General features: G+C 71.6%; 22 protein-coding genes. 5 read left to right on the top strand and 17 right to left on the bottom strand.

Annotation, left to right across the window (positions count from 1 at the left end; genetic code table 11):
• The first annotated feature begins 50 nt into the window (after positions 1-50).
• The gene (locus AC0699_RS21540) at positions 51-1,592 is read left to right on the top strand and encodes a substrate-binding domain-containing protein (protein ID WP_478662543.1); all 1,542 of its coding nucleotides are present in this window, start codon (positions 51-53) and stop codon (positions 1,590-1,592) included.
• Between the two features lie 141 nt (positions 1,593-1,733).
• On the opposite strand, the gene AC0699_RS21535 is transcribed toward AC0699_RS21540, so the two are convergent.
• On the bottom strand, positions 1,734-3,017 hold the full coding sequence (locus AC0699_RS21535) for an adenylosuccinate synthase (RefSeq protein ID WP_478662540.1): 1,284 nt from the start codon (positions 3,015-3,017) through the stop codon (positions 1,734-1,736).
• Positions 3,018-3,160: 143 nt separating this feature from the next.
• Between AC0699_RS21535 and AC0699_RS21530 the strand changes: the two genes are divergently transcribed.
• A complete protein-coding gene (locus AC0699_RS21530; protein ID WP_478662538.1) occupies positions 3,161-3,970 on the top strand; it encodes a diacylglycerol kinase catalytic domain-containing protein in 810 nt (269 codons plus the stop codon).
• A 12-nt stretch (positions 3,971-3,982) separates the two neighbouring features.
• Here AC0699_RS21530 and AC0699_RS21525 read toward each other — a convergent pair whose 3' ends face one another.
• Complete coding sequence (locus tag AC0699_RS21525; RefSeq protein ID WP_478662732.1) at positions 3,983-4,393, bottom strand: GbsR/MarR family transcriptional regulator; 411 nt, start codon at positions 4,391-4,393, stop codon at positions 3,983-3,985.
• 215 nt (positions 4,394-4,608) lie between these two features.
• On the opposite strand from AC0699_RS21525, the gene AC0699_RS21520 reads away from it, so the two are divergent.
• Both AC0699_RS21520 and AC0699_RS21515 read left to right on the top strand, forming a co-directional pair.
• Complete coding sequence (locus AC0699_RS21520; RefSeq protein WP_478662536.1) at positions 4,609-5,556, top strand: ABC transporter ATP-binding protein; 948 nt, start codon at positions 4,609-4,611, stop codon at positions 5,554-5,556.
• A complete protein-coding gene (locus AC0699_RS21515) occupies positions 5,553-7,169 on the top strand; it encodes an ABC transporter permease (RefSeq protein ID WP_478662534.1) in 1,617 nt (538 codons plus the stop codon). Before AC0699_RS21520 ends, AC0699_RS21515 begins: the two co-directional genes overlap by 4 nt.
• Before the next feature lie 65 nt (positions 7,170-7,234).
• Here AC0699_RS21515 and AC0699_RS21510 read toward each other — a convergent pair whose 3' ends face one another.
• The 9 genes from AC0699_RS21510 to AC0699_RS21470 all read right to left on the bottom strand — a co-directional run bounded on the left by AC0699_RS21510 (position 7,235) and on the right by AC0699_RS21470 (position 16,218).
• Positions 7,235-8,440, bottom strand: a complete 1,206-nt coding sequence (locus AC0699_RS21510; RefSeq protein ID WP_478662531.1) for a cytochrome P450 — start codon at positions 8,438-8,440, stop codon at positions 7,235-7,237.
• A gap of 18 nt (positions 8,441-8,458) precedes the next feature.
• Positions 8,459-9,118, bottom strand: a complete 660-nt coding sequence (locus tag AC0699_RS21505) for a response regulator (RefSeq protein ID WP_478662529.1) — start codon at positions 9,116-9,118, stop codon at positions 8,459-8,461.
• Positions 9,115-10,500, bottom strand: coding sequence for a sensor histidine kinase (locus AC0699_RS21500; RefSeq protein ID WP_478662729.1), 1,386 nt, complete (start codon positions 10,498-10,500; stop codon positions 9,115-9,117). Before AC0699_RS21500 ends, AC0699_RS21505 begins: the two co-directional genes overlap by 4 nt.
• Before the next feature lie 94 nt (positions 10,501-10,594).
• Positions 10,595-11,431: an NmrA family NAD(P)-binding protein gene (locus tag AC0699_RS21495; protein ID WP_478662527.1), complete on the bottom strand. Its 837-nt coding sequence runs from the start codon at positions 11,429-11,431 to the stop codon at positions 10,595-10,597.
• An 89-nt stretch (positions 11,432-11,520) separates the two neighbouring features.
• Positions 11,521-12,417, bottom strand: coding sequence for an alpha/beta hydrolase family protein (locus tag AC0699_RS21490; RefSeq protein WP_478662524.1), 897 nt, complete (start codon positions 12,415-12,417; stop codon positions 11,521-11,523).
• 194 nt (positions 12,418-12,611) lie between these two features.
• The gene (gene kynU, locus AC0699_RS21485; RefSeq protein WP_478662521.1) at positions 12,612-13,835 is read right to left on the bottom strand and encodes a kynureninase; all 1,224 of its coding nucleotides are present in this window, start codon (positions 13,833-13,835) and stop codon (positions 12,612-12,614) included.
• Positions 13,828-14,673, bottom strand: a complete 846-nt coding sequence (locus AC0699_RS21480) for a tryptophan 2,3-dioxygenase (RefSeq protein WP_478662519.1) — start codon at positions 14,671-14,673, stop codon at positions 13,828-13,830. Before AC0699_RS21480 ends, kynU begins: the two co-directional genes overlap by 8 nt.
• Positions 14,674-14,768: 95 nt before the next feature.
• A complete protein-coding gene (locus AC0699_RS21475; RefSeq protein ID WP_478662517.1) occupies positions 14,769-15,683 on the bottom strand; it encodes a DUF3152 domain-containing protein in 915 nt (304 codons plus the stop codon).
• Between the two features lie 121 nt (positions 15,684-15,804).
• Positions 15,805-16,218 (bottom strand): DUF3151 domain-containing protein, encoded by a 414-nt coding sequence (locus AC0699_RS21470; RefSeq protein WP_478662516.1) that lies wholly within the window; start codon positions 16,216-16,218, stop codon positions 15,805-15,807.
• A gap of 279 nt (positions 16,219-16,497) precedes the next feature.
• Between AC0699_RS21470 and AC0699_RS21465 the strand changes: the two genes are divergently transcribed.
• Entirely contained in the window at positions 16,498-17,127 is a 630-nt protein-coding gene (locus AC0699_RS21465; protein WP_478662514.1) for a hypothetical protein, read from the top strand.
• Here the strand turns inward: AC0699_RS21465 and AC0699_RS21460 are convergent.
• The 6 genes from AC0699_RS21460 to AC0699_RS21435 all read right to left on the bottom strand — a co-directional run bounded on the left by AC0699_RS21460 (position 17,105) and on the right by AC0699_RS21435 (position 23,844).
• On the bottom strand, positions 17,105-18,595 hold the full coding sequence (locus AC0699_RS21460) for an MFS transporter (RefSeq protein ID WP_478662512.1): 1,491 nt from the start codon (positions 18,593-18,595) through the stop codon (positions 17,105-17,107). The two genes, AC0699_RS21465 and AC0699_RS21460, sit on opposite strands and share 23 nt — an antisense overlap.
• Positions 18,596-18,943: 348 nt before the next feature.
• Positions 18,944-20,134, bottom strand: coding sequence for a MalY/PatB family protein (locus AC0699_RS21455; protein WP_478662509.1), 1,191 nt, complete (start codon positions 20,132-20,134; stop codon positions 18,944-18,946).
• 70 nt (positions 20,135-20,204) lie between these two features.
• Positions 20,205-21,227 (bottom strand): class II fructose-bisphosphate aldolase, encoded by a 1,023-nt coding sequence (gene fbaA / locus AC0699_RS21450; RefSeq protein ID WP_478662507.1) that lies wholly within the window; start codon positions 21,225-21,227, stop codon positions 20,205-20,207.
• A gap of 178 nt (positions 21,228-21,405) precedes the next feature.
• A complete protein-coding gene (pyrE, locus tag AC0699_RS21445; RefSeq protein WP_478662506.1) occupies positions 21,406-21,945 on the bottom strand; it encodes an orotate phosphoribosyltransferase in 540 nt (179 codons plus the stop codon).
• A gap of 39 nt (positions 21,946-21,984) precedes the next feature.
• Positions 21,985-22,785 carry an aldose epimerase family protein gene (locus tag AC0699_RS21440; RefSeq protein WP_478662503.1) on the bottom strand — a complete coding sequence of 267 codons (801 nt, stop codon included), beginning with the start codon at positions 22,783-22,785 and terminating at the stop codon, positions 21,985-21,987.
• A 27-nt stretch (positions 22,786-22,812) separates the two neighbouring features.
• The gene (locus tag AC0699_RS21435; RefSeq protein WP_478662502.1) at positions 22,813-23,844 is read right to left on the bottom strand and encodes an SRPBCC family protein; all 1,032 of its coding nucleotides are present in this window, start codon (positions 23,842-23,844) and stop codon (positions 22,813-22,815) included.
• Positions 23,845-23,879: the final 35 nt, after the last annotated feature.

Raw genomic sequence — 23,879 nt, 5'->3', positions numbered from 1 at the left:
AATAGCCCATCCGGCCACACTCACTTCGCACGCACGTACGGTGACTCTCCGTGGAGTGGGTGAGCGCAGAAAACGTCGTGGCCGTAGGTACGGCCGTGCTCGGTGTCCTGGCCTCCGTCGCCGTGCTCTGGTACGAGCGCCGCGTGCCGACCAGGAAACGGATCGGCTACCGCATCCAGCTGGACACCCCGATCGGCAGCAACGCGCGCAACGGCCGACCCAACGTCCGGTCCAACATCCGGCTCGGGCTGTTCAACGAGACGCCGGACATGTCCGACGGGACGCTCGTCCTCCTGCGCATCGAGAACGACGGCTCCCAGAGCATCGGCGACTCCGATTACACCGGCCGTGAACTGCACGGCCTCACAGTGGATTTCACCGACCGCTTCGTCCGCGGCCTCGCAGTGACCCAGCCGTCCGACGCGGAGCATCTCGCCGAGCACTTCACCCCGGCCGCGGGTCTGCGGTTCGTCGGCAACACCATCTACATCCCGCGCGTCCCGCTCAACCGCGGCGAGCACTACAAGCTGCTGGTGCTGCTCTCCGGCGGCCCGGTGGGCTGCGAGGTACGGATCACCGGCGGCATCCGGGACGGCGAGGTGATGCCCAACCGCGCCGTCCTGCCCGACGACAAGCCCCCGCTCTTCAGCAGAGCGGCCCGCAACATCACCGTGCTGCTGACCCTCTGCGTCGTCGCGCTCGCCACGATCATCGTCGTACGGGACGACACCCGGCCGCCGATCGGCTGCGCCAAGGGCGAGCTGACCATCACCGGGTCGACCGCCTTCGCGCCCGTCGTACGGGAGTTGGCGAAGAAGTACGAGAAGGACTGCGAGGGATCGAAGATCACCGTGGACGCCCACGGCAGCGCCGCCGGGATACGGGACCTCGCCGACCTGGGTGAGCAGACGAAGAAGGGCTCCCCGGCTCTGATCGCCCTGTCCGACGGGCCCAAACCGGGCGGCTTCCCGCAGCTGCGCGAGAACCGGGTCGCCGTCTCCGCCTTCGCACTCGTCGTCAACGAGAAGGCGCCGGTGCGGAACCTGTCCCTCGACGACATCCGCAGGATCTACCGCGGCGAGATCACCAACTGGAAGCAGCTCGACGGCAGGACGAACCTGCGCATCCTGCTGGTCAGCCGCGACGCCAACTCCGGGACCCGCGAGGTCTTCCAGCGCCGCGTCCTCAGCCGCAACGAGCCCGCCAACTCCTCCCGCGACTGCGTGAACACCGACGACCCGGAGTCGAAGGTCGTCCGCTGCGAACTCGACAGCACGGAACAGGTCCTGACCACCGTGGCCAAGCTGCCGGGCGCCATTGGCTACAGCGAACTGCGCGGCGGCACGGGCCTGAAGGGCGCCCACCGCATCGACATCGACGGCGAGCCCCCGTCGGTCGAGACGATCGGCACGAGCGCGTACCCGTACCGGGAGATCGAGTACGCGTACACCTACGGCCAGCCGCCGGCCGACTCGCTGGCCTCCAGCTTCCTCGGCTACATGAGGCTGGGCAGCGGGCAGGACGTCATCAGCACGCACGGGCATCTGCCGTGTGCGACGCCGAAGGGGCTGCGGGTGTGCGGGGAGGACTGACGCGGGCGGTCGCGTCGGGTCAGCCGCAGGACGGGCGGTGTTCGAGCGGCAGTCGAAGCGAAGGTGAAAGCGGAAGGGGAAGCGGCCTGTGGGAACGCTGTCCCACAGGCCGCCTCGTATGTCCCCTGAACCCCGTGCGCGCTACAGGAAGGAGTTGATCTCGATCGTCTCGGTACGGCCCGGGCCGACACCGATCGCCGAGATCGGCGCGCCGGACATCTCCTCCAGCGCCTTCACGTAGCCCTGCGCGTTCTTCGGCAGGTCGGCGAAGGTCTTGGCCTTGGTGATGTCCTCGGACCAGCCCGGCAGGTACTCGTACACCGGCTTCGCGTGGTGGAAGTCGGTCTGCGAGTACGGCAGCTCCTCGACGCGCTTGCCGTCGATCTCGTACGCGACACAGACCGGGATCTGCTCCCAGCCGGTCAGCACGTCCAGCTTGGTGAGGAAGAAGTCCGTCAGGCCGTTGACGCGGGTCGCGTAGCGGGCGATGACCGCGTCGAACCAGCCGCAGCGGCGGTCGCGGCCGGTGGTGACTCCGCGCTCGCCGCCGATGCGGCGCAGCGCCTCGCCGTCGTCGTCGAAGAGCTCCGTCGGGAACGGGCCGGCGCCGACGCGGGTCGTGTACGCCTTGAGGATGCCGATGACACGGCTGATCTTCGTCGGGCCCACGCCCGCGCCCGTGCAGGCGCCGCCCGCGGTCGGGTTCGAGGAGGTGACGAAGGGGTACGTGCCGTGGTCGACGTCGAGGAGCGTGCCCTGGCCGCCCTCGAAGAGGACGACCTTGCCCTCGTCGATGGCGTTGTTCAGGATCAGCGTGGTGTCGGCGACGTACGGCTTGATCTGCTCCGCGTACTGGAGCATCTCCTCGACGATCCGGTCCGCCTCGATCGCGCGGCGGTTGAAGACCTTGGCGAGGAGCTGGTTCTTGTTCTCCAGCGCCGCCTCGACCTTCTGGGTCAGGATCGACTCGTCGTAGAGGTCCTGGACGCGGATGCCGACGCGGTTGATCTTGTCGGCGTACGTCGGGCCGATTCCGCGGCCGGTCGTGCCGATCTTGCGCTTACCGAGGAACCGTTCCGTCACCTTGTCGAGGGTGACGTTGTACGGGGTGATCAGATGAGCATTACCGCTGATCAGGAGCTTGGACGTATCGACGCCGCGCTCGTTCAGCCCGCTCAGCTCGGAGAGCAGGACCGCCGGGTCGACGACGACTCCGTTGCCGATGACCGGGGTGCACCCCGGCGAGAGGATTCCGGAAGGGAGGAGGTGGAGCGCATACTTCTGGTCGCCGACGACAACCGTGTGGCCGGCATTGTTACCGCCCTGGTAACGCACCACGTAATCAACAGACCCACCGAGGAGGTCGGTGGCCTTTCCCTTGCCTTCGTCACCCCACTGAGCACCGAGCAGCACAAGTGCGGGCACAGGCGTACACCCCTTCCGGGCGGGGCATGTCCAAGGTCAGGGGGCCTGAGCCGCCAAACCGGTGTGCCCCGGAATAGACGAAGCCCCTGGCGCAATAGCGCAAGGGGCTCTTGCACAAAGATGCTACCCGAGGAAGGACCGAGGTGTCGGCTCACGACCAGCTCCTGGTGGTCATCGACCCGGTCGCCCGCCGTATCGACGGCGAGTCCGTTCGGATCGTGAAGGATGTGTTGTGTGCCGGGTCGGCGGCGAAAATCTGCCTGCCCGACGGGCCCGAGGAATTTTCCCGGGCCCTGGCCAGAAGGGGTTCGCGGCGGCCTGTCGTGGTCGGTGACGACCGTGCGCTGCTACGCGCCGTAGCCGCATTGCACCGGGGGCGTGAGCTTGCCGACGACGCACTGTCGTTCGTCCCGGTCGGGGTCGGCGCATCCGTGGAACTCGCGCGCTCGCTCGGCGTACCGACCGGCGCGGTGGCGGCCGCGCGAGCGGTCCTGGACGGGGTCGCGCACCATCTGGATCTGCTCGTCGACGACAGCGACGGGGTGGTGCTGGGGGACCTGCGCATCCCGGCCTCGTCGGCGGCCGCGGTACCGGCGGCGCACGCGGGCTCGGTGTGGCACACCTGCCGCTCCCTGGTCCGTACGCTCGTCCGCCAGGCGCCGCCCACCCCGCCCTCCGTGCACGCGCACCGGCTGCGGGTGGAGGCGGACGGGGTGGTGCTGAGCGACCTGGACGATCCGGTGGAGGACGTACGGGTGCGCGCGGCCGAGGGGGCCGCGGAGGTGATCGTCCACCGCCACGCGGCGGCGGAGCCGCTGCGCACGCTGGCGAAGGTGGTGACGGTCTCGGGCGCGGACTTCCGCTACCGCGCGGACGCGCTGATCACGGGCCCGGTCAGGCACCGGACGTGGACTCTGCGACCGAAGGCGTGGTCGCTGACGCTGCCGGGGTAGTCCGGGGAGCCGTCAGGACGCGCCGAAGGTCCGCTCGCGGTGCTCGCGCCAGCGCTCCATCATCCCGGCCAGCTCGTCCTGGATGAAGTCGAAGAACGCGACGGTCTCCGCCAGCCGGCGCCCGGCCGGGGTGTCGGGGCCGAGGCTGACGACGCCCTCGCGCAGTGCGTCCGACCAGCGCTTCAGGACCGCGTCACGGTTGGTCAGCGCCTCGTACCACTGATTGCTGTGCACGCGGTAGCGCTCGCGCCGCGAACCGGGCTCGCGCTCCCGCGAGACCATGTGCTGCTGCGCCAGATAGCGCACCGCACCGGAGACCGCGGCGGGGCTGACCTGGAGTCGTTCGCCGAGCTCGGCCGAGGTCAGGGTGCCGGAGTCGGAGGCGAGCAGGGCGGCGAAGACGCGAGCCGGCATCCGGGTCATGCCTGCCTCGACGAGCTGCGCGGCGAAGCGTTCGACGAAGTCGGAGACCGCCGCTGCGTCCCGCCCACCCCGCTCGTCCTGCTCGTTCCGCTCGACTTGCTCGTACTCGGTCTGTCCGGTCACCACCGAATCCTCTCCGCTGCTCACGACCCTGTCCCGAGTTTATATGCTTCCTTAACTTCACAAATTTGTGAAGCTAGCGTACGTTCTGAACCATGACGAAGGCAATCACGGTCGCCGGACTGCACAAGTCGTTCGGGCGTACCCACGCGCTGGACGGCCTCGACCTCGCGGTCGAGACCGGTGAGGTCCACGGCTTCCTCGGCCCCAACGGCGCCGGGAAGTCCACCGCCATCCGGGTCCTGCTGGGCCTGCTGCGCGCCGACTCCGGCGCCGCCCAGGTGCTCGGCAAGGATCCCTGGAAGGACGCGGTCGAACTGCACCGGCAGATCGCTTACGTCCCCGGCGACGTGACCCTCTGGCGCAATCTCTCCGGCGGCGAGGTCATCGACCTCTACGGCCGGCTCCGCGGAGGCCTGGACAAACAGCGGCGGAACCGGCTGATCGAGCGGTTCGAGCTGGACCCCACCAAGAAGGGACGTACGTACTCCAAGGGCAACCGGCAGAAGGTCGCCCTGGTCGCCGCCTTCGCGTCCGACGTCCGGCTGCTCATCCTCGACGAGCCGACGAGCGGACTCGACCCGCTGATGGAGGAGGTCTTCCAGCAGTGCGTCGCCGAGGAGCGCGACCGCGGCCGGACCGTCCTGCTCTCCAGCCATGTGCTGAGCGAGGTCGAGGCGCTGTGCGACCGGGTCAGCATCATCCGCAGGGGCGTCACCGTGGAGACCGGCTCGCTCGCCGATCTGCGCCATCTCACCCGTACGAGCGTGACCGCCGAGCTCGCGGGCCCACCCAACGGCCTCACCCAGCTGCCCGGTGTGCACGACCTGGCCATTCAGACAATTGAGAGGGGTCAGGGCAAGCGCGTCAGGCTCCAGGTCGACACGGACAAGCTGGACGCAGTCCTGAAGACGCTGTCCGAGTCGGGCGTGCGGTCGCTGACCAGTACCCCGCCGACCCTGGAGGAGCTGTTCCTCCGCCACTACCAGGACGACGTACGCGCGGAAGACGCGGAAGAGGCGGAAGAGGCGATGTCACGATGACCGCCGTCGCACAGACCGCGGCGTTCACCCGGCGGACCGGCGGCTCACGACCGCTGGCCGGCACGGGGGCGCTCCTGCGGCTCGCGCTGCGCCGCGACCGGATCATGCTGCCCGTCTGGGTGCTCGTGACCGGCGGCGTGATCGCCGGCGCCCCGAGTTCCCTCAAGACCCTCTACGCCACCGCCGCCGACCGGGCCGATGTCGTCAGCACCATGGCCGGCAACGGCTCGCTGCGCGCGGTGTACGGTCCGGCTTTCAGCGACTCGGTCGGCGGCATCGTCGCCTGGCGCTACGTCACCTTCGGCGCGCTGCTGGCCGGCATCATGAGCCTGATCGTCGTGATCCGGCACACCCGCGAGGAGGAGGAGACGGGGCGCCAGGAGCTCCTGTCCTCGGCGGTGGTGGGGCGACGCGCCCCCCTGACCGCGGCACTGCTCACCGCGCTCATCGCCGACGCGGCGCTGGCACTGGTCATCGCGGCCGGTCTGCGGGGTGAGGGCGGAGCCGGCGCGCTGGCGCTCGGGCTCGCCGTCGGTGGCGCCGGCATGCTCTTCGCCACCATGGCAGGGATCGTCGCGCAGCTCACCGAGAGCGCGCGGCTGGCCAAGGGCCTGACCGGGGCCGTGCTCGGGTTCGCTTTCGTGCTGCGGGCCGCGGGCGACGCCGGGACCAACGACGGCTCGTCCGTGCTGACCTGGCTGTCGCCGATCGGCTGGGCCGAGAACCTGCGCTCCTTCGCCGACGAACGCTGGTGGATCCTGCTGCTGTTCGCCGGGGCGGTCGTGGCGCAGGGCGCCGTGGCGTTCAGCCTGGCCGGGCGGCGGGACATCGGCATGAGCTTCCTGCCGACCCGACCGGGTCCCGCCGCCGGGCGCATCGCCACGGCCGGCGGCCTTGCCTGGCGGCTGCAGCGCGGCAGCGTGCTCGGCTGGGGCATCGGCCTGCTGGCCACCGGCGTCATGTTCGGCGCGATGACCGAGGGCGCGACCGAACTGGTCGGCGGCTCCGAGCGGACCCGCGAGATCGTCGAGCGGATGGGCGGGCAGTCGGGACTCACCAACGCCTTCCTCGCGGGCATGGTCGGCATGCTCGGCATGGTGACCGCGCTGTACATCGTGCAGTCGGTGCTGCGGCTGCACGGCGAGGAGACCGGGCAGCGCGCCGAGCCGCTGCTGGCCGCCGCGGTGGGACGCGTGCGGTGGGCGGTGGGCCATCTGCTCATCGCCTTCGGCGGGGCGGCGCTGATGATGCTGCTCGCCGGTGCGGGTCTGGCCATCGGGTACGGGCAGGACCTCGGCCCGGTCCTGGGCGCCTGCCTGGTGCAACTCCCGGCGATCTGGACGCTGGGAGGTGTCGCGGTGCTGCTGCACGGCGCCTTCCCGAAGGCGGTGGTGATCGCGTGGGCGGTGGCGGGCCTCTCTCTGGGGCTCGGGTGGATCGGCCCGGCGCTGGATCTGCCGCAGGCGGTGCTGAACCTGTCGCCGTTCGAGCACCTGCCGTCGCTGCCGGGTCCTGAGATGCGCTGGGCGCCGGTGCTCGTGCTGACGGCGCTGGCCGCCGCCCTGGTGACGGCGGGCCTGGCGGGCCTGCGGCGCCGGGACCTGACGACCTGACCACGGGGGGCGGCCCGACGGGGCCCGGCGCGGGGGCCTGCGCGGGGGCCGGGACGGCGCCCCGGTCACAGCTCCACGCGCAGCTCCCGCACCCCCCGGATCACGTACCCCGGCCTCCACTGCGGCTCCGCCGCCAACCGCATCGTCGGTGCCTCGCGCAGCAACTCACCGAAAGACGCCGCCAGTTCGATGCGGGCGAGCGGAGCACCCAGGCAGTAGTGGATGCCCGCGCCGAAGGTGATGTGCGGGTTGTCGGGGCGGGACAGGTCCAGCTCGTCGGCGCGCTCGAAGCGGGCCGGGTCGCGGTTGGCGGAGCCGAAGAGGAGGGCCAGTTCCGAGCCGCGCGGGACGACGGTGCCGCCGATCTCGATGTCGTCGAGGACCCAGCGCTCGAACATCTGCAGCGGGGTGTCGTACCGCATCAGTTCCTCCACAGCTGTGGACAGCATCGTGTGGTCGGCACGGAGGGCGGCGAGCTGCTCGGGGTGGCGCAACAGCGTCCACCAGCCGTTCGCGGTGGTGTTGACGGTCGCCTCATGGCCGGCGTTCAGCAGCAGCACACACGTGGAGATCATCTCCTGTTCGCTGAGCCTGTCGCCCTCCTCGTACGCGGCGATCAGGGCGGAGATCAGGTCCTCGCCCGGAGCCTTGCGCCGGTCGGCGATCAACTCCCTGAGATACGCGGAGAATTCGAGCGACGAGCGGACGGCCCGCGCCGCGGTCTCCTCCGACGGGTTCAGCTCGTACATCCCGCAGATGTCCGCCGACCAGGGCCGCAGCAGCCCCCGGTCCGCCTCCGGAATCCCCAGCATCTCCGCGATGACGGCCACCGGCAGTGGCTCGGCGACGTCCGCGAGCAGATCGCCACCGCCCGCCTTCACCAGCTCGCCCACCAGCCCGGCCGCGAGCCGCCGCACGGTCGGCGCGAGCGCCTCGACCGTACGCGGCGTGAAGGCCTTCGTCACCAGCCGCCGGATCCGGGTGTGGTCCGGCGCCTCGAGATCGAGCAGGCCGTTGTCATTGAGCGTGTGGAACGGCTCGTGCGCGGCCGGCGGGGGCCTCCGCCCGAACTCCTCGTGCGTGAAGCGGTGCAGATAGGTACGGCCCAGACGGCGGTCCCGCAGCAGCGCCGACACGTCGGCATGGTGCGGCACCAGCCACTGCCGCGTCGGCTCGAACCAGTGCACCCGGCCCCGGGCACGCAGCTCCGCGTACGCGGGGTAGGGGTCGGCGACGAAGGCGGGCGACCAGGGCTGGAAGAGTTCGGCCATGTGCGGACGCTAGCCCGGCTACCCCGGCGTGACCAGCCTCGCCTCGTACGCGAACACCGCCGCCTGCGTGCGGTCCCGCAGCCCCAGCTTCACCAGGATGCGGCTGACGTGCGTCTTGATCGTGGACTCGGCGACGACGAGGTGGGAGGCGATCTCCGCGTTCGACAAGCCCTGCGCGATGAGGACCAGGACCTCCGTCTCGCGCTCGGTCAGATCGCCGATCTGCGCCAGTGCCGGGGGCCGCGGGGCGGTGGAGATACGGGAGAACTCGGTGATCAGACGGCGTGTGACCGTCGGTGCGAGAAGCGCCTCGCCCGCCGCCACCACGCGTACCCCGTCGGCGAGCTGTCGCGCCGACGCGTCCTTGAGGAGGAAGCCGGAGGCCCCGGCGCGCAGCGCCTGGTACACGTACTCGTCGAGGTCGAAGGTCGTCAGGACCAGCACCTTCGCGTCGGCGTCGGCCGCGACGATCTCGCGGGTCGCCTCGATGCCGTTGAGCTCGGGCATCCGGATGTCCATCAGGACGACGTCCGGGTTGAGAGCGGTGACCTGCGCGATCGCCTCCCGGCCGTTGACCGCCTCGCCGACGACCTCGATGTCGGGCATGGCGTTCAGCAGGACGGAGAAGCCCTCGCGGACCATCATCTGGTCGTCGACGATCAGGACCCGGATGGTCATGCGGTCTCGTCCTTCGCAACGGGGAGGAACACGGCGACCTCGTACCCGCCGTCCTCCGTCGGCTCGGCGGTCATCTCGCCGTTCAGCATGGTCACACGCTCGCGCATGCCGGTGATCCCGTGACCGGCGCCCATCGAGAGGGGCGGGCGAAGCCCTCGTTGAGGGGTGGCGGCCGGGTGACGGGCGGGATTCACGAGCCCGCGCGCCGGGCCGTTGACGATCCGCAGGCCGAGACCGCCGAGGACGTACGACACTTCCACCTTCGCGGGCGCGCCGGGCGCGTGGCGCAGTGCGTTGCTCAGGGCCTCCTGGATGATCCGGTACGCCGACAGCTCGACACCCTGAGGCAGTTCGCGCGCCGCGCCCGTGACCGCGAGTTCGACGTCGAGGCCGGTGTCGCGGACGTTGCCGATCAGCCCGTCGAGGTCGGCGAGCGTCGGCTGCGGCGCGTCGGGCGCCTCGTAGTCCTCCGCCCGTACGACACCGAGGACACGGCGCAGTTCGGTGAGCGCCGCCACCGCGTTCTCGCGGATCGTGGCGAAGGCCTGCTCCAGCTCCGGCGGCGGGTTCTCCACCCGGTACGGCGCGGCCTCCGCCTGGATCGCGACCACCGACATGTGGTGGGCGACCACGTCGTGCAGCTCGCGGGCGATGGTGGTGCGCTCCTCCAGCAGGGTGCGCCGGTCGCGCTCGACTGCGGTCACGCTCTGCTGGACGGCGACCTCCTCGCGCGCCTCGCGGCGGATGTGCCGCACGGCAACCACGAGCAGGGACAGCGCGGAGATGAACAGCAGCGGCGCGGTGTTCGAACCGAACCCGCCGTGGACGACGCTGTCGCCGAAGAGCCCGCACCCCGCGGTCAGGACCCACATCCAGGCGGCGGTGCGCGGCCGGGTCCGGGCGGCGACGACGGTGAGGACGATGAGGTGGGCGACGAAGGAGGTCGGCGAGAAGGGCCAGAAATCCCCCTCCGTCAGCCCGACGAACGGCGCGGAGAGCAGGGACAGCCAGAACGCCGCCACCGGCCTGACGAGCGTGAGCAGAACCGCGAGCGCCGGCACGAAGGCGACCAGCATGAACACGATCTCGTCGCCGTCGACCGCGGCCACGTTGGCGGCGACGAAGAGGACGACGAGCGCGCCGAACACCACGAGGGCGTGCCGGGTCCAGGTCGCCCAGTCACGCAGCCGGCCCGGCAGCCGCCGTATCAGGAAGCCGTTCCGGTCGAGCGGCGGCAGCGGCCGGTAGGCGAGCACGTCGTGGGTGAGGTCTTCGCGCAGGCCCTGGATCGCGCCCATGACCAGGCGGATCTCCGGGCTGCGGCTCTGGTCGTCGGTCCGCGGCATGCGCTGCGTGGTCTGCGTATCGGTCACGCGAGCCACGGTACGGGGGGCGGCGGACGCGGTCGTCACCTGTGATGCGGATCCTTCCGCGTCCGTCCCAGGTACTACGCGGGCCTGCGTGGATCGTCCCTGCTCAGGCCCGGAACGCGGCCGCGTGGTCGGCCGCCCACTTCGCGAACGTACGCGCTGGGCGTCCCGTGACCTTCTCCACGGTGTCGACGACGGTGCGGCCCACCTCCGGCGTGTTCCCGTACGCCTCCAACAGGAAGCCGATCACGTCCTCCGGATGGCCCCCCGCCCGCCACTGCGCGACGGCCTCCTCCTCGGTCAGCTCGACGAGCGCGACGTCCTCGCCCCGGGCGGCCGCTATCGCCGCGACCTTGTCGCCCACGGTGAGCAGTTCGGGGCCGGTGATCACGTACTCCCGGCCTCCGTGGCCCTCCTCGGTGAGCGCGACCGCGGCGACGGCGCCGATGTCGCCTTCATGGACCATGGCGCTCAGCCGCGCGGTGAACGGCTCGCGGACCTCGCCCCTGCTCCGGATTCCGTCCACCCACTCCAGGGCGTTGCTCATGAACTCGACCGGCATGAGCACCGTCCAGTCCAGGCCGTCGTCCGCGCGTACGGCGTCCTCCAGCAGGGACGGGCCGCCCCCGTGCAGCACGGTGGTCCTGCGCACGCCGGCCGCGCGGGCCAGCTCCAGGACGCGGGGGCCGGTCTCCAGCGGGGCGAAATACGCCCCGCCGAAGGTGATCAGATGCAGGCCGGTGACCCCTTCCAGGGCGGGGACCAGGGTCGCGGGGTCGGTGAGGTCGCCCTGGAAGACCTCCACGCCGTCGGGGAACGCGGCCTTGGCGGCGTCCCGGGTGAGGGCGCGGACCGCGTGGCCGCGGTCGAGCAGCTCGGCGACGACCTGGCGGCCGACGGTTCCGGTGGCTCCGGTGACAAGGACCTTCTGGGTGTTCGTCATGGGGACGACCGTAGAGAGCTTTGCGGTCAGCTTCTGTCCGCAAGGCTCCGTGCGTTCCCGGACCGGGCCGGGGCGGAGCCTCGGGCGTCTCACCAGGCGAGCTGGGCGATCTCCTCCGCCACCACCGCGCACGCGTCCGCCGCCGGATCGATCAGCGGGAAGTGGCCGACGTCCTCCAGCAGCGTGAGCCCGACCGTCTCGCCCGCCTTCGCCGCCGCGTCGACGTACGCCTCGGCGACGGCCTGTGGGACGACGGTGTCCTCCCGGCCCTGGACGACGGTCGTCGCGATACCGGTCGGCAGCAGCAGCGCCGGGTCCGCGTGCCCTGCCCGCTCCTCGTACCCCTGCTCCCCGCCGAGGAGCTGGTACACCGCGCCGTCGCACACGGACATCTCGGCCGCCCGGCCGAGATCCGCGATCGGGGCGAGCGCGACGACACCGCGCAGCAGCGGTGGTGCCGGCAGCCGCCACGGCGCGTCTGCGGGCAGGACATGCCGGGCGGCCGCCCAGAGCGCGAGGTGTCCGCCCGCCGAGTGGCCGGTGACGACCATCCGGCTCGGGTCGGCCTGCGGCAGCGCCGTACGGGTCAGCTCGGGCAGCGCGTCGAGCGCGGCGGCTACGTCGTCGAACGTCTCCGGCCAGCGGCCCGCGACCGCACCACCGCCCTCGCTGCCCGCATCGCCACCGTCCCGCCGCTGGGGCAGCGAGCTGCCCCTGCGGTACTCCACATTGGCCACGGCGAAACCGCGCCGCGCCAGGAAGTCCGCGAACGGGGTGATGTGCTGCCGGTCGTACGGCGCCCGCCACGCCCCGCCGTGCAGCACCACCACGAGCGGCGCCCGGTCCCGGCCGCCGCGCGGCGCGTAGAAGTCGACGACCTGGTCGGGGTGTTCGCCGTACGAGGCCGAGGCGTCAGGGGCAACGGCCGGATGCGACAGGGCCGAGGCTTCCTCGGCAGCGTCGCGGGCGGCGGCGGAGTCCGGCATGCTGCTCCAACCTTTCGGTGAGGGGGCCGAATTGGCCTGACCAGCGGGGACGGTACCAGGCCCGGTCCGGCCCGATCCGCTGGACAGGGCCTGGGGTCTGCCCGGTGGATCAGGCTGGATCAGCGAGCCGCGTCATGCGGCTCGGATCCAATGCAAGATCCACTGGACAGGCCCCTGGCCCTGGCCCCCTGCGATCAGCCGCGCGGCGAGGCAGGAACCTCCGCGAGCACGTCCGCGAGGATGCGTGCCGCGCGCTCGGTGTCCGCGAATCCGACATACAGCGGAGTGAACCCGAACCGCAGCACGTCGGGGCGGCGCAGATCGCCGACCACTCCACGCGCGATCAGGGCCTCCATGACGGCGGGCGCGTCCGGGCAGGACAGCGCCACCTGACTGCCCCGTTCGGCGTGTGCCGCCGGCGTGAGCGGGCTGACCCTCCCGTCCGGTACGTACGCATGCACGCACTCCAGGAAGAAGTCGGTGAGGGCGAGCGACTTGGCCCGTACCTTCTCCACCGCGACCCCGTCCCACACGTCCAGGGCCGCCTCCAGTGCCAGCATCGACAGGATGTCGGGCGTACCGACCCGGCCCCGAAGAGCCCCGTCCGCCGCCGAGAACCCAGAAGTCATGGCGAACGGGTCCGCGTGCGAGTTCCAGCCGGGCAGCGGCGAGTCGAACCGGCCCTGGTGGCGCTCGGCGACGTACAGATACGCCGGTGAACCCGGGCCTCCGTTCAGGTACTTGTACGTACAGCCGACCGCGAGGTCCACGCCGTGCGCGTCGAGCCCGACGGGCAGCGCGCCCGCGCTGTGGCACAGGTCCCAGACGGCCAGGGCGCCCGCCTCGTGCACGGCCGCGGTGAGCGCCGGCAGATCGTGCAGCCGGCCGGTGCGGTAGTCGACGTGGTTGACCAGCGCGACGGCCGTGCGGGGGCCGAGCGCGGCGGGCAGCTCCGCCGGGGTGACGGGCACGAGACGGCGGCCGGTCAGCCGGGCCGCGGACTCGGCGATGTACCCGTCCGTGGGAAAGGTCGTCGCGTCGACGACGATCTCGTCCCGGTCGTCCGGGGCCATACGGACCGCCGCGACCAGCGCCTTGAAGACGTTGACGCTGGTCGAGTCGCCGACCACGATCTGGCCGGGTGCCGCGCCGACGAGCGGCGCGATCCGGTCGCCGATCCGCTCGGGCGCGGTCCACCAGCCGCTCTCGCCCCAGGAGCGTATGCGCAGCTCGCCCCATTCCCGGGTGATGACGTCGGCCAGCCGGTCCGGGACGTGGCGCGGCAGCGCGCCGAGCGAGTTCCCGTCCAGGTACACCGTGTCCTCGTCGAGCGCGAACAGCTCGCGCTGCTTGGCGAGTTCGTCCGCGGCGTCCAGCGCCGCCGCCTTCTCCGCGAGGTCCGTCGACACGTCAGACATGGCTCCTCGCAGTCCACAGCTCGGGGAACACGTTCTTGGCGGCCCGCTTCTCCAGCCAGGCGACGCCCGCCGAGCCGCCGGTGCCCGCCTTGGCGCCCATGGCCCGCCGGGTGGCGACGAGATGGTCGTTGCGCCAGCGCCACACCAGTTCGCCGACGTCGGTCAACGCCTCGCCGAGCCGTACCAGTTCGCTGTCCTGGTCGTCGGTGGCGTACACGGCGGCCCAGACGGCCTCGACCTCGGGCGACGGCTCGTAGCGCTGCGAGGGATCACGGTCGAGGACCGCGTCCGGCACGGGCAGCCCGCGGCGGGCGAGCAGCCTGAGCACCTCGTCGTAGAGGCTCGGCTCCTGCAGGGCCTTCTCCAGCTCGGCGTGGACACGCGGGGCGGCGCGGTGCGGGACCAGCATCGACGCGGACTTCTCGCCGAGCAGGAACTCCATACGCCGGTACATGGCGGACTGGAAGCCGGAGCCCTCGCCGAGCGCGCTGCGGTACGCGTTGAACTGCATGGGGGTGAGCTGCGCGAGCGGCCGCCACGAGGCGTTCAGCGCGTCCAGCTCTCGTACGGAACGCTTCAGGGCGTCCATCGCGACGGGCAGATCGTCGCGGCGCAGAGCCTGGGAGGCGGTCTCCCACTCATGCACGATGACGGTGAACCAGAGCTCCATCACCTGGGTGGTGACCAGGAAGACCATTTCTCCGGGATCGTCGGAGAGGGGGTGCTGGAGATGGGTGAGGACGTCCGCCTGGACATAGTCCTCGTACGGGGTAGTGCCCGCGAAGTCGAGATTCGGGGTGACCGAACCGGCTCCGGAGGCATCGGGATACTGCGACATCGCTGTCTCCTGACACGGGTGTCCGGGTAGCGGTCCGCCCCTTTCCGTTGGTGGTCTCGGAGCTCCGGTCCCCTGCGGGCATCATAATCCGCAGTTCAGGGGATGGCAGGGCCTGTGATGTAGCTTCCGTCACTGTCGTACGGCCAGGCATTGGAGACGCAGCCCTTCAGGCCCTTGATCTGCTGCATCATCACCGGGGCCGGCTCGCCCGTGCCCGGGCAGCCCATGTGGTCCCGGATGCCGATCTCGTGACCGACCTCGTGGTTGATGATCAGATGCCGGTACTCGGAGGGCGGCCCGGCGAACGTCGGCGAACCGAGCACCCAGCGCCGCAGATTGACCACGACGCCGTCGGTGGTCTCGCAGTTCAGCTGGCCGCCGGTGTTCAGCCCCTCGGCGAGACAGAGCTCGTCGGCGGTGTCCGGGGTGGCGATACGGATGACGAAATCGGCCTCGGCACCGGCGGAGACCAGCTGGAAGGAGCCTCGGCCGTGCGCCGCCCAGGAGCGGGGGTGGGCGAGGATCTGCTCGATCTCGGCTGCGGCCTCGGCCGCCGAGACGCTCGCGCCGGGGACCACGTCGATACCGTTCTCGACCTCGACCCGGTAGCGGCGCAGCGGGCCCGAGCCGACCGGGCTGCCGGAGGACCGGGCGGTGGTGAACGTACCGGCGCCCGATACGGGCACGTCGGCGCGGGGCGCCGGCTTCCGCGGCGGTGGGGTGGAGGGCCTGGCCGAGGCGTCGGGGGCCGCCCCGGCGCTGCTGCTGCCGCCGGTGGCCCGGGACGGGCTGCCAGGGCGGGCGGTGGGCTCGGGCGGGCCCGCGGGGGGCGTCGGCCGGGGAGCGGGCGTCAGGTCCGGGGCGGCGGGCGGCAGGGCCTCGGACGGCGGAACCGCGGCGGTCCTCTCCCAGTGGGCGACGGCCGCACCCGCGCCGAGGGACACGGCGACCAGCGCGGCGCCGAGCAGGAGTAAGCGGGGTCGTTTCCGGCCCGCTGAACGCTTGCCCACGCATTCCCCCCGAGCTTTTCGATGACCTGTTCGATGGTTCGTGCGAGATCTTATGGCACGCACATGACGCCAACGGGCGGGCACCGGAAAGGGTGCCCGCCCGTCGCAGAAAAGGAATCCGTCACTTCAGCATGTCCGCCGCCGTCTGGGACGAGTCCCGCAGGAACGTCGTGCAGCGTTCGTACTCGTCCTGCTCACCGATCGCCTGCGCCGCGCGGGCGAGAGCGTGCAGGGCGCGCAGGAAGCCGCGGTTCGGCTCGTGCTCCCACGGCACCGGACCGTGCCCCTTCCAGCCGCTGCGGCGCAGCGCGTCGAGGCCACGGTGGTAGCCCGTCCGGGCGTATGCGTACGACTCGACGACGCGGCCGGCCTCGAACGCGTCGTCGGCGAGCTGGGCCCAGGCCAGCGAGGAGGTCGGGTACTTCGCGGCGACATCGGCGGGCGCCGTGCCGGTCGCGAGCATCTCCCGCGGCTCCGGGTCGTCCGGCAGGTGGGTGGGGGGCGGTCCCCCCAGCAGGTTCTCGTGGATGGTCATGGGTTCAAGTGTCACAGGTCGGTGTGGAATCAGAGGAGTCGGTGCGGGCCGTCGGGACGGCGGGCATCATCCTCACGACCGTGAACGGGGAGCGGGGGACGGGGCGTTTCTGTGCGACGGGGCCGGGTTCTCGCGCTCATGGGTGCGGTGGCGCTGACGGTGCTCACCGGTTGCGGGGAGCGACACGGGCCGGACCGGGGCGCGCCGGTGCCGCCTTCGCCGCCCGCGGTGGCGAGTTCTTCCCTTCCCCCGTCGTTCTCACCGCCGGCCTCGCCGTCGGTGACCGGTTCCGCGGCGCCGTCTTCGTCCCCCTCGGCGTCCCGGCCTTCGTCACCCGGCCCGTCCGGGGCCGCGCCGGGCCCGTCCGCGCCGAACGGCTCCGGATCGGGCTCAGGCACCGGGGGTTCGGGAAGTGGCGGGACCGGCTCGGGTGGCTCCGGGTCGGGTGGCTCCGGGTCGGGTGGCTCCAGCGGGGAGCCCGGCCGCCCCACCGCCCCGGCGCCGCCGTCCCAGGAGGCCCCGGCGGGCGGCTCGGACGGTTTCCCGTACGACGGCGACCTCTGCGCCACCGACCACGGCCCGTATCTCCAGGTCGGCGGCCGCGGCCAGGGCAATGCGATCAGCCTCGGCGTGCGCGAGGGCCACTTCGAGTGCCGTGACGGCGACGGGCCGGAGGACGCCGTGTGGGTGCCGACCGGGACGTACCACACCATGGGCGTCGAGGACGCCGCGCACATCACGGTCACGGCCCCGTTCGTCCCGCCCGGCACCCGCAGGGCGATGACGGTCGGCGAGCTCTTCCGGCGCTACGACCAGCTCTCCGCGGAGCAGCGGAAACGGCTGGTCTTCCACTACCAGACGGCGGGCGACGACCTCATCTGGATCTTCAACCAGATCGACCGCCCGTAGCCGACTCGTCCGACGCGTCCGGCCCGCCCTCCGACTCCGCCGGTTCGAGCGGCGGAGCCCCCACCCCGCAGTGGACCTTGCACTCGGGGTGCCGGCAGGTCGGGGACGGCCGCCGTACGGTCGCCCACGCGATCGCCGCGCCCAGCACCAGCAGGCCCGCGCAGATCGGCATCGCCCGCCGGAAGGTCGCCGCGAACTCCTCCGGGATCCGGTACGCCTCCGGCCCCATCCCGGCGAGCAGCGGCAGCGCGGCCACCGCGAGCAGTCCCGCCGCGCGGGCCGCCGCGTTGTTGATGCCACTGGCGATGCCGGCCTGCGCGGTGTCCACGGACGCCAGGACGGTCGCGGTCAGCGGCGCCACCAGGGTCACCATGCCGAGGCCGAGCACCAGCATCGCGGGCAGCACGTCGCTGACGTACGAGGCGACCGACGCGCCGGGGCCCACCCGCAGCATCAGCAGCACCCCGGCGGCGCACAGCAGCGGGCCGACGGTGAGCGGGATGCGCGGGCCGATCCGCTCACTGAGTTCGCCCGAGCGCGCCGAGAGCAGCAGCATCAGCACGGTGGCGGGCAGGAAGGCGGTGCCCGCGGCGAGGGCCGAATAGCCGGCAACGACCTGGAGTTGCAGCGCGGCGAGGAAGAAGAACCCGCTGAACGCGGCGTACACGCACAAGGTCACCACGTTGACGGACGTGAACTGCCGGGACGCGAAGATCGACGGCGGCACCATCGGGTCGCGGCGGCGGCGCTCGACGACCACGAAGGCGGCACCGATGACGACGCCGGCGAGCCCGGTCCACAGCGACACATCGATCAGCGCATACGTCACGAGCCCCAGGCTCACCGCGCCGAGCACCGCGCCGAGCACGTCGAAGCGGCCGTGCGCGTGCGGATCACGCGATTCGGGAACGTGCCGCAGCGCCACGGGTACGCAGAGCGCGGCCAACGGCACGTTCAGCAGAAACACCCAGCGCCAGCCGGGGCCGTCGACCAGCCATCCGCCGACGAACGGCCCGATCGCCGCGCCGATGCCCCCGAATCCGGACCAAAGGCCCACGGCCCGCGCCCGGTCGTCCGGATGGAAGCTCGCCTGGATCAGTGCCAGCGACCCCGGTGTCAGCAGCGCCCCGCCGACGCCTTGCAGGGCCCGCGCGATGATCAGCGTGACCGCGTCGGGCGCCAGCCCGCACGCCAGCGAGGCCAGCGCGAACCACACGACGCCGATGACGAACACCCGCCGCCGCCCGTACCGGTCCCCGAGCGCCCCACCGAGCAGAATCAGCCCGGCGAGCGTCAGCGTGTACGCGTTGACGGTCCACTGCAGCACGGCCAGGTCGGCGTCGAGGTCGTCGCCGATATGGGGCAGGGCCACGTTGACGACGGTCGAGTCGAGCATGGCCATGCCGGACCCGAGGACGGTCGTCAGGACCACCCACCGCCCCGTGGCCGACGCGAGCCTGATGTCCATAGGGGGATCATCGTCTCCCCCGGGCCCCCTGGCGACCCGGTCACCCACATCAGGCCGTCCGCGTCCGGAGACGCCCCCGCTCACAAGCACGCGGTACCGGCCCACATCAAGCCCGCCGGCGATTGAGGACGGACAGGCGGGCGCACCCGGCGGTACCGGGTACACACGAAGCCGACCCTGCGGTACCGGGTACACACGAAGCCGACCCCGCGGTACCGGGTACACACGAAGCCGACCCCGCGGTACCGGGTACACACGAAGCCGACCCCGCGGTACCGGGTACACATCGAGCCCCCGCGGCGCCGGACCGCTTCGGGGCCCGGCGCCACCGCGCACAGAGGCGCCCCGTCAGGTCAGCCGGGACAGCGCGCGGATCAGCGCGTCCGTGCCCGCCTCCGCCTTGGACCGGGGGCAGCCCAGGTTCAGGCGGACGAAACCCTCCGCTCCGTACACCGCGCCCGGCATGATCGCGACCTTCTCCCGTTCGATCAGCTCCCGCTGCAGCGCGTCGCCGCTCACCCCCAGCGCCCGCAGGTCGACCCACGCCAGATACCCGGCCTGCGGCGGCTCCCAGCCGAGCGCGGGGAACGCGGAGTCCAGCCGCTCCGCCAGCATCGCCAGATTCCCGGCGACGTACCCCCGCGCCGCGTCCAGCCATGCCGCGCCCTCCCTGTACGCGGCGATGTGCGCGGTCAGCGAGAGCACCGACGGCGAGGCGAGCCCCTCACCCGTCTCCATGCGGCGGATGAACGCCGCACGCTCCTCCGGATCGCCGATGATCCCGTACGAACCCGTCAGCGCGGGAAAGTTGAAGGCCTTCGACGCGGACGTGATCACCGCCCACCGCCCGTCACGCGCGAACCGTGTCCACGGCAGATGCCGGTACCCGTCGTGCACGAAGTCCGCGTGGATCTCGTCGGATATCACGGCGACGCCGTACGCCTCCGCCAGCCGTGCCGTCTCCACCAGCTCGTTCTCCGTCCACACCCGCCCCGTCGGGTTGTGGGGCGAGCACAGGATCAGGACCTTCGCGTCCGGCCGGGCCAGCTCCCGCTCAAGACCCACGGGGTCACCCACCGGCACCCCGCGCAGCTCCCGTCCGAGACCGGTGACCGCCTTGCGGAAACCGTCGTACGTGGGGGTGTGCACGACCACGCCGTCACCGGGCTCCGTCCACATCCGCAGCAGCTGCGAGAGCTGGTTGAGCACCGACGGCCCGTACACGATCCGCTCCCGGTCGAGCGTGGTGTCGTACCGCGTCGCGTACCACTCGCGTATCGCCTCGCGGAAATCGCCCAGCCGCCAGTCCGTGTACCCGAACACCCCGTGCGCGAGGCGCTCCCGCAGCGCGTCCAGCACCTGCGGCGGCGAGGGAAAGTCCATGTCGGAGATGGTGAACGGCAGCAGCCCGTCCACTCCGAAGCGATCGGCGACACCGTCCCACTGCACAGACGCGGTGCCGCGCCGGTCGACTGCACTGTCGAAGTCGTACTCGTCGTCGTAGCCGCGCTCGTAGCCGTGCTCGTAGCCGTGCTCCACGATGATCCTCCGAAGGACATGCCGAGGGCCCGGCACCGAGGTGGTGCCGGGCCCGTCGGACCATGAACGCTTACTTGAGCTTCGTGCCCGTCGAGCGCAGCGCCGCACACGCCTCGGTCACGCGCTTCGCCATGCCCGCCTCGGCCAGCTTGCCCCAGCTGCGCGGGTCGTAGGTCTTCTTCGAGCCGACCTCGCCGTCGACCTTCAGCACACCGTCGTAGTTCTTGAACATGTGGTCCGCGACGGGGCGGGTGAAGGCGTACTGGGTGTCGGTGTCGAGGTTCATCTTCACGACGCCGTTCTCCAGCGCGGTGGCGATCTCCTCGGCCGTGGAGCCGGAGCCGCCGTGGAAGACGAAGTCGAACGGGTCGGCTTTGCCGTACTTGGCGGCGACGCCGGCCTGCAGGTCCTTGAGCAGCTCGGGGCGGAGCACGACGTTGCCCGGCTTGTAGACACCGTGGACGTTGCCGAAGGACGCGGCCAGCAGGTAGCGGCCCTTCTCACCCAGACCGAGCGCCTCGGCGGTGCGGATGGCGTCCTCGACGGTGGTGTAGAGCTCGTCGTTGATCTCGTGGGTGACGCCGTCCTCCTCGCCACCGGTCGGGGTGATCTCGACCTCAAGGATGATCTTGGCGGCGGCGGCCTGGGCCAGCAGCTCCTGGCCGATGGCCAGGTTGTCGGCGAGGGTCTCGGCGGAGCCGTCCCACATGTGCGACTGGAAGAGCGGGTTCTGGCCCTTGGCAACGCGCTCGGCCGAGACCGCGAGGAGCGGACGTACGTAGCCGTCCAGCTTGTCCTTGGGGCAGTGGTCCGTGTGCAGCGCGACGGTGATGTCGTACTTGGCGGCGACGATGTGCGCGAACTCGGCGAGGGCGACCGCGCCGGTCACCATGTCCTTGCTGTACTGGCCACCCAGGAACTCCGCACCACCGGTCGAGATCTGGATGATGCCGTCGCTCTCGGCCTCCGCGAAGCCGCGCAGCGCAGCGTGCAGGGTCTGGGACGAGGTGACGTTGATGGCCGGGTAGGCGAACTTGCCTGCCTTCGCCCGGTCGAGCATCTCGTTGTAGACCTCGGGGGTTGCGATGGGCATCTGTCCGCTCCTTGTGATGTGCGGTTTGAGTTGCTTGGCCCTGACCTGGGGGCGACGTCATCGTCGCACCTATCTTTCCAGACGCCGAGAGGGGCTCCAGGTGTGAGAGCGGGACGTTTCACGTGAAACTCCCGCCGCCCAGAGAAACCGCAGGTCAAACTGTGACCGGCGCCCGGTGTCAGTCGAGGTCGAGGTCCGCGAGCCGGTAGCCGGTCAGATAGCTCAGCCCGGCCTCGGCGATGGCACCGGCGGCGCCACGGTCCACGATCGTCGCCACGGCTACGACCTCACCGCCCGCCTCGCGAACCGCCTCGACCGCGGTCAGCGGGGAGCCGCCGGTCGTCGAGGTGTCCTCGACGACGAGGCAGCGACGGCCCTTGACGTCGGCACCCTCGATCCGGCGCTGCATGCCGTGCGCCTTCTGGGCCTTCCGTACGACGAAGGCGTCCAGGCGCTCACCGCGGGCGGCCGAGGCGTGCAGCATCGACGTCGCGACGGGGTCGGCGCCCAGCGTGAGGCCGCCCACGCAGTCGTAGTCCAGCTCCTTGGTCAGGTCGAGCATGACCTGACCGACCAGCGGTGCGGCCTCGCCGTCCAGCGTGATCCGGCGCAGGTCGATGTAGTAGTCGGCCTCACGACCCGAGGAGAGGGTCACCTTGCCGTGCACCACGGCCTTGTCCTTGATCTGCTGGAGCAGCTCAGCGCGTACGTCAGTCATGCTCAGCAGCTTAGGGCCTGTCTTCCGGATCTTGCCGGGCTAGGCCCGCCTCCGCCAGCTCCACGTCGTGGCGACTTCGAGGGGGTCGATGGGCGTGACCAGACGCGGGAGGGTGTTGAGCCCGTTCGGCGGGCCGGACTGCGGCTCGACGCAGACCGCATCCTCCAGCTCGTCGTAGATGACGACCCACTGGGCGCGGCTCTTCACGGTGAGTTCCAGGTGCTCCGGCCAGGTGAGGGTGACGTCGACGCCGTCCTCCATGCCGAAGCAGTCGTCCCAGGGCCCGGGAGTGGGACCGATCCGGTGCCCGGTGGGGAGGTGGTCCTCGCCGCGCTCCTCCTGCCAGTCGGGGATGAAGTCCAGCTGGACCGGATTGCCGCCGGGGAAGGCGTTGCGCAGGAACCAGGGGTGCCAGCCCGCCTGGGCGGGGAACGACACGTCGTACGTCTCGATGCCGAGCTGGAGCGTGAGGGAGTCCTCGGTCAGCACGAACATCTGGGTGACGATTCCGGTGTACGGCCAGGGATCGCCGAGTACGTAGGTGAACACGGCCTCGGCCGGACCGGTGCGGGCGGTGCGCCAGGCAGCGTCGCGGCCAGTGCCGTGGATGGCGTGCGGCGGCGAGTTGACGGGCAGCTCGTGGGTGACGCCGCCCGTGCTGAAGCGGCCGTTCGCGGTCCGTCCGCACCACGGCACCATCGGGAAGCAGCCGTAGTGCTCGCCCTGCCGCAGCAGCTCGGTCCCGCCGATACGGAAGCTGCTGATGCGGCAGCCGTTCGCCGGGTCCACGGTCAACTCGACGTCTCCGGCGGTGAGCCGGACGCTCTCTTCGCTACTCACACCCGAACCCTACTGGCGCTGTGGACGCTACCTGCGGCGTCGCAGGGCGCGTCCGACCACCACGGCGGAGGCGATCGCGAGCGCGGCGGCCGGCGCGACCCAGCGCAGCGTGCCGCCCGCTGCGGCGGCCTGAGGCGGCGGAACCGGCGCGTACCGCCCGCGCGGCGGCGCATGGTCGACCTCTTCCGCGCTCCGCCCGATCATCGTCCGCCGCGCGTGTGCCGCCTCTGCCGGGGGCTCGTCGCCCGCACCGAACCCCTCATCGGCGAGCGGATCCAACGCCGACGACGGCACATCCACATCGAACACGGACGCGGCGCCGTCGTCCTCGTCGTCTGCGTCGCCGGACATGCCGTCCGCCGACGCCGCAGCCGCATCGTCCGCCGTACCGCCGGCCTGCGCCGACTGGTCCGTCGCGTCCACCGCCTCCGCCGCGTCCCCCGCCTCCACCGCCTCCGCGCCGGAGTCACCCACGGACGAGCCGGGCAGGTCGCCCTGCGCATCCGTCGTGCCACCGGCACCGGCCCCGTGCTCCGCCGGCGCTCCGGTGGGGCCGGGCTCCGCGTCCCGCGTCGGGGTGTCGCCCTCGGGCGTGCCCGAGACGTCGGGCGCCTCGTCGCCACCGCCCACGTCCGGTCCCGCGGACACGAGGGAGGAGGTGAAACGGTCGAGGAGGCGCGTCGCCGCCTGCTGCGCCGTGGTGGGGGCGGCCTCCGCGAGGCGCCCGTCGGCGTGTGCCGTTCCGGTGAACGTGAGGGTCGTGCCGCCCTCGACCGGGGTGAGGCGGAGCGTCAGGGCGAGCTTGGCGGAGCCCGTACCGCGGGCCTCGGTTCCCTCGCCCTCGACCGCGAAGTCGCCGCCCTGCTCGGTGATCCGCAGGGCGCCGCGGTAGGTGATGGTGTGGCCGCCCACGCGGATCTTCAGCCGGCCGGCGAGCGGGCCCGCTGACGCGTCGGCGTCCTGTTGGAGCCCTGGCACGCAGCGCGCGACGCGTGCGGGGTCGGCCAGCGTCTGCCGGAGGGTCTCTGCCGGAACCGGAACGAACACCTCATGCTCCATGGGAACCGAGCCTACTCAGCCCGGGCCCGGACGGA

The sequence above is a fragment of the Streptomyces sp. NPDC043870 genome (assembly GCF_056435785.1).
Note: the sequence above shows the minus strand (reverse complement) of the source record. Positions and strands in the feature narration are given on the sequence as shown.